Annotated in this window: 13 protein-coding genes and 1 pseudogene; 6 read left to right on the top strand and 8 right to left on the bottom strand. The window is 72.8% G+C overall.

Going from position 1 to position 13,960, the window contains the following annotated elements; all coding sequences use genetic code 11:
* Nucleotides 1–779, bottom strand: a 779-nt coding sequence (locus AB6N23_RS13395; RefSeq protein WP_412866530.1) for an aminotransferase class V-fold PLP-dependent enzyme, incomplete at its 3' end; no start/stop codon positions are given.
* A gap of 222 nt (nt 780–1,001) precedes the next feature.
* Here AB6N23_RS13395 and ctaC point away from each other — a divergent pair.
* Genes ctaC through AB6N23_RS13380 form a run of 3 tightly spaced genes read left to right on the top strand, consistent with a single transcriptional unit; the run spans nt 1,002 to nt 4,089 of the window.
* A complete protein-coding gene (ctaC, locus tag AB6N23_RS13390; RefSeq protein WP_412866529.1) occupies nt 1,002–1,874 on the top strand; it encodes an aa3-type cytochrome oxidase subunit II in 873 nt (290 codons plus the stop codon).
* Nucleotides 1,874–3,694, top strand: coding sequence for an aa3-type cytochrome oxidase subunit I (ctaD, locus tag AB6N23_RS13385; protein ID WP_412866528.1), 1,821 nt, complete (start codon nt 1,874–1,876; stop codon nt 3,692–3,694). Before ctaC ends, ctaD begins: the two co-directional genes overlap by 1 nt.
* Complete coding sequence (locus AB6N23_RS13380; RefSeq protein ID WP_378206998.1) at nt 3,691–4,089, top strand: cytochrome c oxidase subunit 4; 399 nt, start codon at nt 3,691–3,693, stop codon at nt 4,087–4,089. Before ctaD ends, AB6N23_RS13380 begins: the two co-directional genes overlap by 4 nt.
* A gap of 300 nt (nt 4,090–4,389) precedes the next feature.
* Here the strand turns inward: AB6N23_RS13380 and AB6N23_RS13375 are convergent, their stop codons facing one another.
* From AB6N23_RS13375 to ctaE, 5 genes are all read right to left on the bottom strand, one after another.
* Nucleotides 4,390–5,019, bottom strand: a complete 630-nt coding sequence (locus AB6N23_RS13375; protein WP_378206995.1) for a superoxide dismutase — start codon at nt 5,017–5,019, stop codon at nt 4,390–4,392.
* A 128-nt stretch (nt 5,020–5,147) separates the two neighbouring features.
* Entirely contained in the window at nt 5,148–6,923 is a 1,776-nt protein-coding gene (gene qcrB / locus AB6N23_RS13370; protein WP_412866527.1) for a cytochrome bc1 complex cytochrome b subunit, read from the bottom strand.
* Complete coding sequence (gene qcrA, locus AB6N23_RS13365) at nt 6,920–7,978, bottom strand: cytochrome bc1 complex Rieske iron-sulfur subunit (protein ID WP_412866531.1); 1,059 nt, start codon at nt 7,976–7,978, stop codon at nt 6,920–6,922. Before qcrA ends, qcrB begins: the two co-directional genes overlap by 4 nt.
* A gap of 2 nt (nt 7,979–7,980) precedes the next feature.
* On the bottom strand, nt 7,981–8,766 hold the full coding sequence (gene qcrC / locus AB6N23_RS13360) for a cytochrome bc1 complex diheme cytochrome c subunit (RefSeq protein WP_412866526.1): 786 nt from the start codon (nt 8,764–8,766) through the stop codon (nt 7,981–7,983).
* Between the two features lie 68 nt (nt 8,767–8,834).
* On the bottom strand, nt 8,835–9,473 hold the full coding sequence (gene ctaE, locus AB6N23_RS13355; RefSeq protein WP_412866525.1) for an aa3-type cytochrome oxidase subunit III: 639 nt from the start codon (nt 9,471–9,473) through the stop codon (nt 8,835–8,837).
* Nucleotides 9,474–9,699: 226 nt separating this feature from the next.
* Here ctaE and AB6N23_RS13350 point away from each other — a divergent pair, with 226 nt between their 5' ends.
* On the top strand, nt 9,700–10,122 hold the full coding sequence (locus AB6N23_RS13350; RefSeq protein WP_378206981.1) for a hypothetical protein: 423 nt from the start codon (nt 9,700–9,702) through the stop codon (nt 10,120–10,122).
* The gene (gene trpD, locus AB6N23_RS13345; protein WP_412866524.1) at nt 10,119–11,168 is read left to right on the top strand and encodes an anthranilate phosphoribosyltransferase; all 1,050 of its coding nucleotides are present in this window, start codon (nt 10,119–10,121) and stop codon (nt 11,166–11,168) included. Before AB6N23_RS13350 ends, trpD begins: the two co-directional genes overlap by 4 nt.
* 96 nt (nt 11,169–11,264) lie before the next feature.
* Here trpD and AB6N23_RS13340 read toward each other — a convergent pair whose 3' ends face one another.
* Together AB6N23_RS13340 and AB6N23_RS13335 are read right to left on the bottom strand one after the other, a co-directional pair.
* Nucleotides 11,265–11,546 (bottom strand): Lrp/AsnC family transcriptional regulator, encoded by a 282-nt coding sequence (locus AB6N23_RS13340; protein ID WP_412866523.1) that lies wholly within the window; start codon nt 11,544–11,546, stop codon nt 11,265–11,267.
* 7 nt (nt 11,547–11,553) lie between these two features.
* Nucleotides 11,554–13,410, bottom strand: coding sequence for a DEDD exonuclease domain-containing protein (locus AB6N23_RS13335; RefSeq protein WP_412866522.1), 1,857 nt, complete (start codon nt 13,408–13,410; stop codon nt 11,554–11,556).
* Between the two features lie 65 nt (nt 13,411–13,475).
* Here AB6N23_RS13335 and AB6N23_RS13330 point away from each other — a divergent pair.
* Nucleotides 13,476–13,960: pseudogene (locus tag AB6N23_RS13330) on the top strand (hypothetical protein); the annotation flags it as partial.

Genomic DNA, 13,960 nt, shown 5'->3' with positions numbered 1-13,960 from the left:
GCGTCGCGCCGTGCGACGGCGTCCTGCAGCGCCACCGCCGCGGCCAGCGCGAGCGGGACGGCGACGCCGCCGGGGGACCACCGGTCCTCGTCCTCGGGCCAGTCGGGGGAGCGCCGCACGCCCGTGCGCGTGACGAGGACGCCGAGCGGCGGGCCGCCCCAGTCGCCGGCGTCGCCCGCCAGCAGGTCCCAGGCCGGCCCCACCGCGACGTGGCCGAGGCTCGCGCTCGCGTCGACGAGCAGCGGCACCCCGGCACGGCGCAGCGCGTCGTGCGCCGCCGCGACGGGCTGCAGCGTCCCCACCTCGCCGTTCGCGTGCTGCAGCGCCGCCAGCACGGTGCGCGGCCCCACCGCTGCCGCCAGGGCGCCGGCGTCCACCCGGCCGAGCCGGTCGGCCGGCACCGTGGTGACGGCGCCGTCGCCGCGCTGCGCCACGAACGCCGCGGCGGCGTGCACGGCGGCGCGCTCGACGGCGCCGACGACGACGTCCGCCCCGAGCCGTCGCCGGCCGCGGGCGACCGACCGCACGGCCGCGTGCAGCGCCGCCGTGCGGGTGGGCAGCAGGTCGACCTCCTCGGTGCGCGCCCCGACGACGCCGGCGACGGCCTCGCGCGCGCCGTCGAGCAGCAGGCGCGCACGCCGGGCCTCCGCGAACAGCCTGCGGGGGTCCGCCCAGCCCTGGTCGAACGCCTCGAGCAGCGCGGTGCGCGCCGCGGGACGCAGCGGGGCGTGGCCGGCCACGTCGAGGACGGCACGGGCGGGGGAGGCGGGCGCGGGCACACCGGCACGGTAGTGCGCGGCGGACGGGCGCGGTCCGTGCGTGCACGGCGCGAGCGTGCACGACCGTGTGTGACGGTGCTGACACCGCGTCGCCAAAGGAGCGCCGCAGCACGTCCGGCGCTCACGGGCGCGCTAGGCTGCTCGGGTCGAGGACGAAGGTCCCGCACGACCGCGCGCCCGTCCCTGGGCGCGGTCCGCAGGGACGCGAGTGGAAGGCCCCCCGTGCACCCGGATTCCCCCCGCCGCGCCCGGCGCGTGATCGCGGCCCTGCTGGCCTCGGTCACCGTGCTGGTGCTCAGCGGCTGCTCCGAGACGGTCCAGCGTGGCTGGCTCCCCGGTGACTCCGACCAGGAGGTCACCGACCAGACCGGTCGCGTCGTCTCCCTGTGGGTCGGCTCCTGGATCGCCGCCCTGCTGGTCGGCATCATCACCTGGGGGCTGATCCTCTGGTGCGTCGCCGTCTACCGGAAGCGCAAGGACGACGACACGCTCCCCGTGCAGCTGCGCTACCACGTGCCGCTCGAGGTCATGTACATCGTGCTGCCCGTGATCATGGTGGGCGTGCTGTTCTACTACACGAACCGCGACACCATGGCGATGCAGGACACGACGGCGGAGCCCGACGTCAACATCCAGGTCGTCGGCAAGCAGTGGAGCTGGGACTTCAACTACCTCGACGAGGACGTCTACGAGACCGGGCAGCACGCGCGGGAGGTCGGGACGGACCCCGAGGCCCTCGACCGCCAGGTGACGCTGTACCTGCCCGTCGACCAGCGCGTGGAGTTCACGCTCGAGGCGCGGGACGTCAACCACTCGTTCTGGGTGCCCGAGTTCCTCTACAAGATGGACATGATCCCCGGCGTGACGAACCAGTTCCAGGTGACGCCGACGCGTGAGGGCTTCTACCGCGGCAAGTGCGCCGAGCTGTGCGGCGAGGAGCACTCGTCGATGCTCTTCAACGTCGCCGTCGTCTCGCAGGAGGAGTACGAGGCGCACATCGAGGAGCTCCGGGAGAAGGGCCAGACCGGCATCCTCGGCCTGGAGTACAGCCGTCAGCAGGACCTCCACGAGGTCGCAGGGGAGGACGAGAACTGATGGTCGCCCAGGCAGAGCGCATCCCGGGACTGGCGCCGCAGCGCCAGACGCTGGGTCGCACGGTCATCCGGTGGGTCACGTCGACCGACCACAAGACGATCGGGTACATGTACCTGATCACGTCGTTCGTGTGGTTCGCGATCGGCGGCATCCTCGCGCTGCTCATCCGAGCCGAGCTGTTCACGCCGGGCATGGACCTGTTCCAGTCCAAGGAGCAGTACAACCAGGCATTCACGATGCACGGCACGATCATGCTGCTGCTGTTCGCGACGCCCCTGTTCGCCGGCTTCGCCAACATCGTCATGCCGCTGCAGATCGGCGCGCCCGACGTGGCGTTCCCGCGGCTCAACATGTTCGCGTACTGGCTGTACCTGTTCGGCGGCCTGATCGCCGCGGGCGGCTTCCTCACCCCGCAGGGCGCGGCGTCGTTCGGGTGGTTCGCGTACACGCCGCTGTCGAGCACCGTGTACTCGCCGGGGCTCGGCGGTGACCTGTGGGTCTTCGGCCTCGCGCTGACCGGTTTCGGGACGATCCTCGGCGCGGTCAACTTCATCACCACGATCGTCACGATGCGCGCGCCGGGCATGACCATGTTCCGGATGCCGATCTTCACCTGGAACATCCTGGTGACGTCGCTGCTCGTGCTCATGGCGTTCCCGCCGCTCGCCGCGGCCCTCTTCGCGCTCGGTGCCGACCGGCGCCTCGACGCGCAGATCTTCAACCCGGAGAACGGCGGCGCGCTGCTCTGGCAGCACCTGTTCTGGTTCTTCGGGCACCCCGAGGTCTACATCATCGCGCTGCCGTTCTTCGGCATCGTCACCGAGATCCTGCCGGTGTTCAGCCGCAAGCCGATCTTCGGCTACAAGGGCCTCGTGTACGCGACGATCGCGATCGCCGCGCTCTCCGTGACCGTGTGGGCCCACCACATGTACGTGACGGGTTCGGTCCTGCTGCCGTTCTTCTCGTTCATGACGATGCTGATCGCCGTCCCGACCGGTGTGAAGTTCTTCAACTGGATCGGCACGATGTGGCGCGGCAAGCTCACGTTCGAGACGCCGATGCTGTGGTCGATCGGCTTCCTCGTGACGTTCCTCTTCGGCGGTCTGACGGGCATCATCCTGTCCAGCCCTGCGCTCGACTTCCACCTGTCCGACACGTACTTCGTCGTGGCGCACTTCCACTACGTCGTCTTCGGCACGGTCGTGTTCGCGATGTTCGCCGGCTTCTACTTCTGGTGGCCGAAGTTCACGGGCCGGATGCTCGACGAGCGCCTCGGCAAGATCCACTTCTGGCTGCTGTTCGTCGGGTTCCACATGACGTTCCTCGTGCAGCACTGGCTCGGTGTCGTCGGCATGCCGCGCCGCTACGCCGACTACTCGCCGGCGGACGGGTTCACGTGGATGAACCAGCTGTCCACGGTCGGCTCGGTCATCCTCGCGGCGTCCACGCTGCCGTTCCTGTGGAACGTGTACGTCACGTGGCGCAACGCGCCCAAGGTCACCGTCGACGACCCGTGGGGCTACGGCGGCTCGCTCGAGTGGGCCACCAGCTGCCCGCCGCCGCGGCACAACTTCACGTCGCTGCCGCGGATCCGCTCGGAGCGCCCTGCGTTCGACCTGCACCACCCCGAGGTCGCGGCGATGGACCAGGTCCAGCCGGACGACCCGGGCCCGCTCGACTGGACGTCGGACCGCAGGGGCGAGCGCGAGCTCGCCGAGGACCGCGTCGCGAACGGCGGCGGTGAGCAGCACCGGTCGTCCAGCACGGTCGTCGAGGACAGCACCGAGGACATCCAGCAGCGGCGGGAGGACGAGCGATGAAGTTCGAGGCACGGCTGTTCCTCTACGGCGTCATGTTCTTCGTCCCGGTCGGCCTCATCTACGCCTTCTGGAGCGGCGGCGAGGCGGTCGGCACGGTCGGGATCCCGCTCGTCGGTGGCCTCGTCGGCATGATCGGCGGCTACCTGGCCCTGCTGGCGCGGCGCATCGACGCCCGCCCCGAGGACGACGAGCTCGGCGAGATCGAGCAGGGCGCCGGCAACCAGGGCGTCTTCAGCCCCTGGAGCTGGTGGCCCCTCGTGATCGGCCTGGCGGCGTCCGTCGCGTTCCTCGCGATGGCCGTGGGCTGGTGGCTCATGGCTCCCGCGGTGGCGCTCGGCGCCATCGGGCTCGTGGGCTGGGTCTTCGAGTTCTCCCGCGGGCAGCACGCCCACTGACGTACCGCAGGACGGCCCGCCACGAGCACGTGGCGGGCCGTTCGTGCGTCCCGGGAGGAAAAGACCCGGGGAGGCGGTGCGTGTGGCGGGGCGGGCGTGTTCATGCCCGCACCGAGGGCCGCGGGTCGGTCGACGAGGCGCGCCGCGCCGGTCGGCCTGGCAGGGGACCGGGCTCGGGGAGACCCGCGAGGTCGGCCGTTGGGGAGCGCGTCAGGCGGCCCAGGGGCCGCCGGCACGGACGACGACGGCCGCGTCCCCCAGGAGGGGACGCGGCCGTCGCGGCGGAGTGCGTGCCCGGTGTCAGACCGTCGGGACGATCAGGCCGGCCGTCTGCGTGCGCGCGCGCGTGAAGCGCTGCTCGGCGTCGGCCCAGCTGACGACGTTCCACCACGCCTTGACGTAGTCCGCCTTGACGTTGACGTAGTCGAGGTAGAACGCGTGCTCCCACATGTCGAGCATGACCACGGGGACCACGCCGAGGGGGAAGTTGCTCTGCTGGTCGTACAGCTGGAAGATCGCCAGCTTCTGGCCGACGGAGTCCCACGCGAGCACGGACCAGCCGGAGCCCTGGATGCCGACCGCGTTGGCGGCGAAGTGCTTCTGGAACGCGTCGAACGAGCCGAAGAACTCGTCGATCGCCGCGGCGAGCTCACCGGTGGGGCGGTCACCGCCCTCGGGGGAGAGGTTCTGCCAGAAGACGGAGTGGTTGACGTGCCCGCCGAGGTTGAACGCGAGGTTCTTCTCGTGCAGGTTCACCGCCGCGAGGTCGTCGGCCTCGCGCGCCGCGGCGAGCTTCTCCAGCGCCGTGTTGGCGCCGGCGACGTAGGTGGCGTGGTGCTTGTCGTGGTGCAGCTCCATGATCCGGCCGGAGATGTGCGGCTCGAGCGCCGCGTAGTCGTAGGGCAGGTCCGGAAGCGTGTAGTCAGCCATCTGTTGCCTTCCTGCGTCGGGCCGCAGCCGCGTGCTGCGGCGTCCTGGAACGCCGACGCGGTGCCCCCCTGCCGGAGCAGGGGGGCACCGCGAACGGCGTGTCCGACCTCGTCAACTCTCGCGCGGGATCACTTCTTCCGCGCGTCGTCGGCGCTGTCGTCCACCGGTGCGACGAGGTGCGTGCCGCCGCCGGTGGGAGCCGGGTCGCCGGCAGGGACGCCGGCGCTCGAGATCTCTGCGTGCTCCTGGTGCACGGACCCCAGCGAGTCGTGCTCGCCGTGGGAGTGCGCCGCGGACAGCTCGGCCGGCGTGACCGGCTCGACGCGGTCCTCGTAGAACATGCGCGAGAGGCGCTGGCGCAGCTTGTCGCGCCGGTACCCCGTGCGACGCACGCCGCGGGAGTCCTCGGCCGGCTCGATCTCGAGGGGGCGGATCGCGTCGTGCTGCACGCGCAGCCAGCGCTCGTGCGCGTCGAGGGGCTTGTGGACCTCGATGTACTCGCCGGAGGCGAACCGCACGATCTGCCCGGTCTCGTGGCCGTGGAGGACGAGCTCGCGGTCCTTGCGCTGCAGCCCGAGGCAGATGCGCTTCGTGATGACGAACGCCGCCCACGGGCCGAGGAAGAACAGGAACCGGAAGACCCACGTGATGTCGTTGATCGACAGCTGGAAGTGCGTCGCGATGAGGTCGTTCGACCCGGCCAGCACGAGGATGAAGAACGCCGTGAGGAGCGAGACGCCGAACGCCGTGCGGAACGGGCGGTTGCGCGGGCGGTCGAGCACGTGGTGCTCGCGCTTGTCGCCCGTGGCCGCCGCCTCGACGAACGGGTAGAGCGCCAGCAGCGTGAACAGCACGCCGGGCACCACGACCGCCGGGATCAGGACGTTGAGGGAGATCGTGAACCCGTTCTCGCCACCGATGACGAACTCGGTGCCACCGCCGGGCATGAGCCGCAGCGACCCCTCGAGGAAGAGCATGTACCAGTCCGGCTGGGCACCGGCCGAGACGGGGGAGGGGTCGTACGGGCCGTAGTTCCACACCGGGTTGATCGACATGGTCGCGCCCATCAGCGCGATGATGCCGAAGACGATGAAGAAGTAGCCGCCGGCCTTCGCCACGTAGATCGGGAAGAGCGGGTAGCCCACGACGTTCGCGTTCGTGCGGCCGGAGCCCGGGTACTGCGTGTGCTTGTGCAGCACGACGAAGAACAGGTGCAGGCCGATGAGCGCGAGGATGAGGCCCGGCACCAGCAGGATGTGCACGGTGAACAGGCGCGGGATGATGTCGTGCCCGGGGAACTCGCCGCCGAAGATGAAGTACGACAGGTAGCTCCCGATGATCGGGATGGATCGGACCACGCCGTCCGTGATGCGCAGGCCGTTGCCGGAGAGCACGTCGTCGGGGAGCGAGTAGCCCGAGAAGCCGGCCGCGAGGCTGAGGATCAGCAGGACGAAGCCGACGAGCCAGTTGAGCTCACGCGGCTTGCGGAAGGCGCCGGTGAAGAAGACGCGCATCATGTGCGTGACGATCGACGCGACGAAGATCAGCGCCGCCCAGTGGTGGATCTGCCGCATGAGCAGCCCGCCGCTGACCTCGAACGAGAGCCGCAGCGTCGACTCGAACGCCTCCGACATCTGCACGCCGTGCAGCTCGGGCCAGGGGCCCTCGTAGTGCACCTCGGTCATGCTCGGGACGAAGAACATCGTCAGGAACACGCCGGAGATCAGCAGCGTGATGAAGCTGTACAGGGCGATCTCGCCCAGCAGGAACGACCAGTGGTCGGGGAAGATCTTGCGCGCGAACTCCTTGACCGCGGTACCGATGCCGGTGCGCTGGTCGAGGTAGTCCGCGGTGCCCGCGGCGGCGCGTGCGCCGCGCGAGGGGGCGGTGGTGGTGGTGCTCATCGCAGTCGCTCCCAGAAGCTCGGACCGACGGGCTCGTGGAAGTCGCTCTGCGCGACCAGGTAGCCCTCGTCGTCGACGGTGATCGGCAGCTGAGGCAGCGGCCGAGAGGCGGGACCGAAGACGACCTTGCAGCCGTCGGCCACGTCGAACGTGCTCTGGTGGCACGGGCACAGCAGGTGGTGGGTCTGCTGCTCGTAGAGGGCCACGGGGCAGCCCACGTGGGTGCAGATCTTCGAGTACGCGACGATGCCGTCGTACGACCAGCCCTCGCCCTGCTCGGAGACGATGTCGCGCGGGTCGAGACGGATGAGCAGGACGACGGCCTTGGCCTTCTCGTCCAGCGGCGCCTCGGCGTCCTCGAGACCCTCGGGGATGACGTGCACGACCGAGCCGATGGTGACGTCCGCGGCCCTGATGGGGCGGCCGGTCGGGTCGAGCGTCAGCTTGCGGCCGCGCGCCCAGAGGGTGCGCTTGAACTTGTTGATGTTCCAGTCCTCGCCGACCTCACCGATGAGCGGCAGCGCGATGGTGAGCGGGAAGAGCGCGAGCGACGACACGAGCGCGCCCTTGAGCACGCCCCGGCGCCCGATGGCCGAGTCCTCGGCGCCGTCCTTGAGCGCCTGCACGGCCTCGGCGCGCACCGTGTCGGTGCTGCGCTGGGCGTGCCGGTGCTCGAACTTCTCGTGGTCGTTCATCAGCGTCTTGGCCCAGTGGACCGCCGCGAGACCGATGCCGAGCAGGGAGAGCGTCAGGCCCAGTCCGAGCGCGAGGTTCGACGCGCGGATCGACTCGACGGTGCCCTCGGGGCGGAGGGCGAAGTACGCGACGACGAAGCCGATCGCACCGATCACCGAGATCGCGAAGAGCGCGACGACCTGGCGCTCCGCCTTCTTGTTCGCCGCCGGGTCGACGTCGCCCTTGCGGGGGCGGTGCGGGCCGAAGCCGGGGTTCTCGAACTTCGCGGCCGACGTGTCGCCCTCGCGCAGGACGACGTCGGTCCCCGCGAAGTCGGCGGAGGCGTCGTGCCCGCCGTCGTGGCCGTGGTCGTGGGTCATGCTCACGAGGACCTCGCTCCGATCCAGACTGCTGCGCCGATGAGAAGGCCCATGCCGACGATCCAGGCCCAGAGGCCCTCGCTGACCGGGCCGAGGCTGCCGAGGTCGATGCCACCGGGCGAGCCCTCGCCCTGCAGCTCGAGGAAGGCGATGATGTCGCGCTTCTCGTCCGGCGTGAGGGTGGCGTCGTTGAACACGGGCATCGACTGGGGGCCCGTCACCATGGCCTCGTAGACGTGCGTGGGGGTCGTGCCCCAGAGGTTCGGCGCGTACTTGCCCTGCGAGAGGGCGCCGCCGGCGCCGACCGCGTTGTGGCACATCGCGCAGTTGGTGCGGAACAGGTCGAGGCCGTTCGCCGGGTCGCCCTGGGCGGGGTCCACCTGGTCGGCCGTCGGCACGGACGGGCCCGGGCCGAGGGACGCGACGTACGCGGCCAGCGCGGCGATCTGGTCCTGGTCGAACTGCACCGGCTTCGCCTGGATCTGCGGGCCGTTCATCTGCGCGGGCATGCGCCCGGTCCCGACCTGGAAGTCGACGGCGGCGGCACCGACGCCCACGAGGGACGGGTACTCGTCCGTGCCGGTCGCGTCCGGCCCGTGGCAGGTCGCGCAGTTGGCCTGGAACAGCTTCTCACCGAGCTCGACCTGGTCGGCGGTCGCCGTCGGGGCGGCGGCGTCGGCGGTGGTCGGCGCCAGCACGGCGTACAGGGCGCCGGTGAGCAGCAGCGCCAGCAGGAGGAGCACCACCGGCGCGCGCCGGTCGTGCCTGCGGGCTGCGAGTGCCTTCACGGATCGGTCCTCGTCTCGCTGTCGGGGGATGTGCGGGTGGGGCGGTGGCGGCGCGGGCGCCGCCGTCGTCATCGGACCAGGTAGATGACCGCGAAGAGCGCGATCCAGACCACGTCGACGAAGTGCCAGTAGTACGAGGTGACGATCGCGGTCGTCTCCTCGTGCTGCGTGAACCGCTTCGCGCTGAACGAGCGGCCGAGCAGGAACAGGAAGGCCAGGAGGCCGCCGACGACGTGCAGGCCGTGGAAGCCGGTCGTCATGTAGAAGACGGAGCCGTACGGGGAGGACGAGATCGTCAGTCCCTCGTGCACGAGCTCGGCGTACTCGTAGATCTGGCCGCCGATGAAGATCGCGCCCATGACGTACGTCAGGGTGATCCACTCGTTCATGCCCCAGCGCCAGAACTGGAGCAGCGAGCCCGTCCGCTGCGGCTGCAGCCGCTCGGCCGCCCACACGCCCATCTGGCACGTCACCGACGACAGCACCAGGATCGTCGTGTTCGCGAAGGCGAACGGGAGGTTCAGCTTCTCCGTCTGGAGGGCGAACTCCTCGGGCACGGCCTGACGGATGGTGAAGTACATCGCGAAGAGGCCGGCGAAGAACATGAGCTCGCTGGCCAGCCACACGATCGTGCCCACCGACACCGGGTTCGGGCGGTTCACGGTCACGTGGGGCGCGGGGCGCGAGGCAGCCGTTGCGGTCGACACCACGCCATTATGGCCGACGACGCGCGTGCGTGGGTCGCAGGGCCCGGTACGGCGGGTGGGTATATGTCACACCGTCACCTCGCGCGGCGGTGCCCGGGCGCCGGGGCCGCACGCCGTCGTGGCGGTCGACCGCTCCGCTCCGCCCGCGGCGGAGCGCCCACGCGCGCGCACGGGCTCGTGCCAAGATCCTCCAGGACCACGTCGACGACGAGTGAAGGGGCCAGCCATGAGCACCGCAGACCCGGGCCGTGAGACGCGGGGGCCGCGCATCCTGCTGTACAGCGACCACGTCGACGCGCGCGACCAGGTGCGGCTGGCCGTCGGCCGGCGGTTGGGCCGCGGCGAGCCCGACATCGAGTGGGTCGAGGTGGCCACGGCCGCCGCGGCGATCGCCGCCACGGAGGCCGGCGGGCTCGACCTGCTGGTGCTCGACGGGGAGGCCGACAAGGTCGGCGGCATGGGTCTCGCGCGCCAGCTCAAGGACGAGGTGTACCGCTGCCCGCCGGTCCTCGTGCTCACGGGGCGCCCGCAGGACGCATGGCTCGCGTCGTGGTCGAACGCCGACGCCGTCGTCAGCCGCCCGCTGGACCCGGTGGTGCTGCACGACGCCGTCGCGCAGCTCGTCCGCGCCGGCAGCGCGACCCGATGAGCGTGGCGACGACCTGGCCCGACCTGCTGACGTCGCTCGTGCGCGGCGACGACCTGGGGAGCGCGGACACCGCCTGGGCGATGGACCGCATCATGCGGGGCCAGGCCTCGCCCTCGCAGGTGGCGGGCTTCCTCGTCGCGCTGCGCGCCAAGGGGGAGACGGCCGAGGAGCTGGCCGGCCTCGCGGACACGATGCTCGCGCACGCGCGCCGGTTCGAGGTGCCGGGACGGTCCGTCGACGTGGTCGGCACCGGGGGCGACCGCCTGCACACGGTCAACATCTCGACCATGGCGTCGATCGTCGTCGCCGGCGCGGGTCTGACGGTGGTCAAGCACGGCAACCGGGCGGCGTCCTCGTCGACCGGGACCGCCGACGTGCTGGAGCACCTCGGCATCCGTCTCGACCTGCCGCTCGAGCGCGTCGCCGCGCTCGCGACCGAGGTCGGCATCACCTTCTGCTTCGCGGGGGCGTTCCACCCGTCGATGCGCCACGCGGCCGTGCCGCGGCGCGACCTCGGGATCGGCACCGCCTTCAACTTCCTGGGCCCGCTGACGAACCCCGCCCAGCCGCCGGCGAGCGCCATCGGCGTGGCGGACCTGCGGATGGCGCCGCTCGTCGCCGGCGTGCTCGCCGGCAGGCGGCGCGACGCGCTGGTGTTCCGGGGGGAGCGCGACGGCCTCGACGAGGTCGCGGCCACCGGGCCGACGCGCTTCTGGGAGGTCCGCGGTGGCACGGTGCGCGAGGAGGTCGTCGACTGGGCGGCCGTCGGCGTCGAGCCCGTCACCGTCGAGCAGCTGCGCGGCGGTGACGCCGCGGCGAACGCGGAGGTCGTGCGGGCGCTCGTCGCCGGTGCGCCCGGACCCGTCCGCGAGACGGTCGTGCTCAACGCCGCCGCGGCGTTCGTCGCGGACGGCACGAGCCCCGGCACGGCCGAGGGCTCCCTGGTCGAGCGGCTGCTGGCCGGCCGCGCCATCGCGGAGCGCGCCATCGACGACGGTCGCGCGGCGGACCTCCTCGCGCGCTGGGCGGCGGCAGCCGCGGGGTGACGGCGGCGGCAGCCGCGGGGTGACCGCGGCGGCAGCCGCGGGGTGCCGGCGGCGGCAGCCGCGGGGTGACGGCCGGGCGCGCCGGTCGCCGCCGCGTCAGTCCTCGAGGCCGAGCGCGAACGCCTCCTCGAGGTCGTGCCGCGAGTAGGCGCGGAACGCGATGTACGTCTGCGTCCGCAGCACCCCGGGGACCTTGCTGACGCGGTCGGCGATGACGTCCGCGAGCGTCTCGTGCTCCTGCACCCGCACGAGCGCGATCAGGTCCACCTCGCCGGTGACGGAGTAGACCTCGCTGACGCCGTCGATCTCGGCGATCTGCGCGGCGACCTCGGGGATGGTGGCGGCGTCGCAGTCGATGTGCACGATGGCGGTGAGCATGCAGCCATCATGCCGTGCGACGGGCGTCGCGCGCGGGCGTGGCGGCCACCGGCGGCACGTCGTCGACGAGGGGCGGGCGCGGGGTCACGAGGTCGACGGCGACGGCCGCGACGGCGTCGCGCACGGACTGCGCGGAGCGCACCGGCGAGGCCCACTCGCCGTCGATCTCGACGAGCCGCACGCCCGGCTGCTCGAGCCAGGCGAGCACGAGGTCGGTCTCCTCGGGGTGCGCCGCCGTCGCGGGTGCCGTCGGCGGCTCGACGTGCTCGCCGGTCGCCCGCAGGGTCGCCACGACCGGCCGCGGGTCGGTGCGCCGGTCGACCCTGGCGGTCCCGGCGAGCCGACCGTGCCGGACCAGCACGAGCTCCCACCCGCCCTCGTCCGTGCGGCGCGCGGCGACCAGCTCGGCGCAGCGGGCGAGCGGCGCGTGCCGCTGGGTGCGGGCCGCCCCGCGGGCGAAGGCGAGCAGCCGGTCGCGCACGGTGGCCGCCTCCTCGAACCGTTCCTGCGCGACGAGCGTGCGGATGCGCGCGGCGTGCGCCGCGACGACGGCGCCGGGGTCGCCGGTCATCGCCGCGCGGACGTCGTCCGCCACCGCTCCGTACGTCGGCGCGTCCTGCCCGCCGGTGCACGGCGCACCGCAGCGCCCGAGCTCGGCGAGCACGCACGCGTGCGCGCCCGCCGCCGGGAGCAGGGGGAGCCGCGGGGTGCACCGGCGGACAGCGAACGTCTCGTGCAGCGCCTCGACCGCGAGCTGCGCGGTCGCCTGCGACGCGAACGGGCCGATGTGCGCGGTGCCCGAGCGGACGTCGCGGACCACCGACAGCCGTGGGTAGGCCTCGTCGGTGAGGCGCACCCACGGCATGCGCTCCGGGGCGCGGGAGCGGCGGTTGTAGCGCGGCGCGTGCTCGGCGATGAGACGCAGCTCGCGCACCCGGGCCTCCAGCGGCGTCGCGCACACCACCGGGTCGACGCGGACGGCGAGGCGCACCATCTCCGTCATCCGCGCGCGCTTCTCGGCCGACGTGAAGTAGCTGCGGACCCGCTTGCGCAGCGAGGTCGTCGACGTCCCGACGTAGAGCACCTCCTCGCGCGGGCCGCGGAACAGGTACACGCCCGGCGCGTCGGGCAGGCCGTCGGCCAGGGTGCGGCGGCGGCGGACGTCGCTCGGCACAGGGTCGGCGGCGCCCGCGAGGTCCTCCAGGTGCGTCACGCCGAGCGGTGCGAGCCGGCCGAGCAGGGCGTGCAGGACGTCGACGGTCGCACGCGCGTCGGACAGCGCGCGGTGGTTCGGCGTGACCTCGGCCCGGAACAGCGCGGCGAGCGTCGACAGCTTGTGGTTGGGCGCCTCGTCCCGCAGGACGACCCGGCGCGCGAGGCGCACGGTGTCGACCACCTGGAAACCCGGCCAGGCGCGCTCGCACCGCGCGGCGGCGGCCCGCAGGAACCCGACGTCGAAGGGCGCGTTGTGGGCGACCAGCACCGTGCCGCGCGCGAACTCCAGGAAGCTCGGCAGGACCTCCTCGATGCGCGGCGCGCCGACGAGCATCGACGTCGTGATGCCCGTGAGCACCTGGATGAACGGCGGCACGGGGCCGCCGGGGTCGACGAGCGTCTGGAACTCGCCCAGCACCTCGCCGCCGCGCACCTTGACCGCACCGATCTCGGTGATCGCGTCCTCTCCCGCGCGGCCCCCGGTCGTCTCGAGGTCCACGACCACGAACGTCACGTCGGCCAGCGGCGTGCCGAGGTCGTCGAGCCCCGGCTGGACGGGCACCGCCACGGGTGCGGCGGTGCCGGGGGGCGGGGGCACGGCCCCGGGAGCCTCGGCCCACACGGGCCGCAGACGGCGCACGCTCGACATGGGCGGGACCGTACCGACCGGGTCCGACACCGCCCGGCACCGCCGCGCCCGCCTAGGCTGGCCGGATGGGTCCGGGAGACGGCGTGCGCGGGGCGGAGACCGACCGCGACGCCGTACCCGCGCCCGGACCGGCGGATCCCGACGCCGGCGCCGCGGCCGACGCCGGCGCACGTCCGGCGGGCACGGACGAGCCGGTCCCCGACGCGCTGCGCGCGCTGCTCGTGCGCGCGGCCGCCGACGTGCTCGGCGGCATGGAGGCAGCCGAGGTCCCGACCGCCCTGCTGGCGGTGCGCCGCTTCGCGCCCCGCCGCCGGGCGACGACGGGCGCCGTGCCGCTGTGGAACGCGCTCCGGTCCGACGAGGGCTTCCGGGCCCGCGTGGCACGCGTGTGGGTCGCCGCCCACGACGACCCCGCCGGTGCGGAGCCGGCGCGGGACGGCACGGGGGAGGCCGCCCACGACGACTCCGCGGACGGTGCGGCCGCCCGCACGCCCGCCCCCGACCTCGACGCGGCGGCCGGTGCGTGGCTGCAGGGGCGGCCGTGGCGACC

The sequence above is a fragment of the Cellulomonas pasadenensis genome, from assembly GCF_047229365.1.
Lineage (GTDB): Bacteria > Actinomycetota > Actinomycetes > Actinomycetales > Cellulomonadaceae > Cellulomonas.
This window is presented reverse-complemented; position numbering and strand designations above follow the sequence as displayed.

Coding starts and splice junctions, on each gene's coding strand:
- ctaD (WP_412866528.1), top strand. CDS start 1,874: ATGGTCGCCCAGGCAGAGCGCATCCCGGGACTGGCGCCGCAGCGCCAG.
- AB6N23_RS13380 (WP_378206998.1), top strand. CDS start 3,691: ATGAAGTTCGAGGCACGGCTGTTCCTCTACGGCGTCATGTTCTTCGTC.
- AB6N23_RS13375 (WP_378206995.1), bottom strand. CDS start 5,019: ATGGCTGACTACACGCTTCCGGACCTGCCCTACGACTACGCGGCGCTC.
- qcrB (WP_412866527.1), bottom strand. CDS start 6,923: ATGAGCACCACCACCACCGCCCCCTCGCGCGGCGCACGCGCCGCCGCG.
- qcrA (WP_412866531.1), bottom strand. CDS start 7,978: ATGACCCACGACCACGGCCACGACGGCGGGCACGACGCCTCCGCCGAC.
- AB6N23_RS13350 (WP_378206981.1), top strand. CDS start 9,700: ATGAGCACCGCAGACCCGGGCCGTGAGACGCGGGGGCCGCGCATCCTG.
- trpD (WP_412866524.1), top strand. CDS start 10,119: ATGAGCGTGGCGACGACCTGGCCCGACCTGCTGACGTCGCTCGTGCGC.
- AB6N23_RS13340 (WP_412866523.1), bottom strand. CDS start 11,546: ATGCTCACCGCCATCGTGCACATCGACTGCGACGCCGCCACCATCCCC.
- AB6N23_RS13335 (WP_412866522.1), bottom strand. CDS start 13,410: ATGTCGAGCGTGCGCCGTCTGCGGCCCGTGTGGGCCGAGGCTCCCGGG.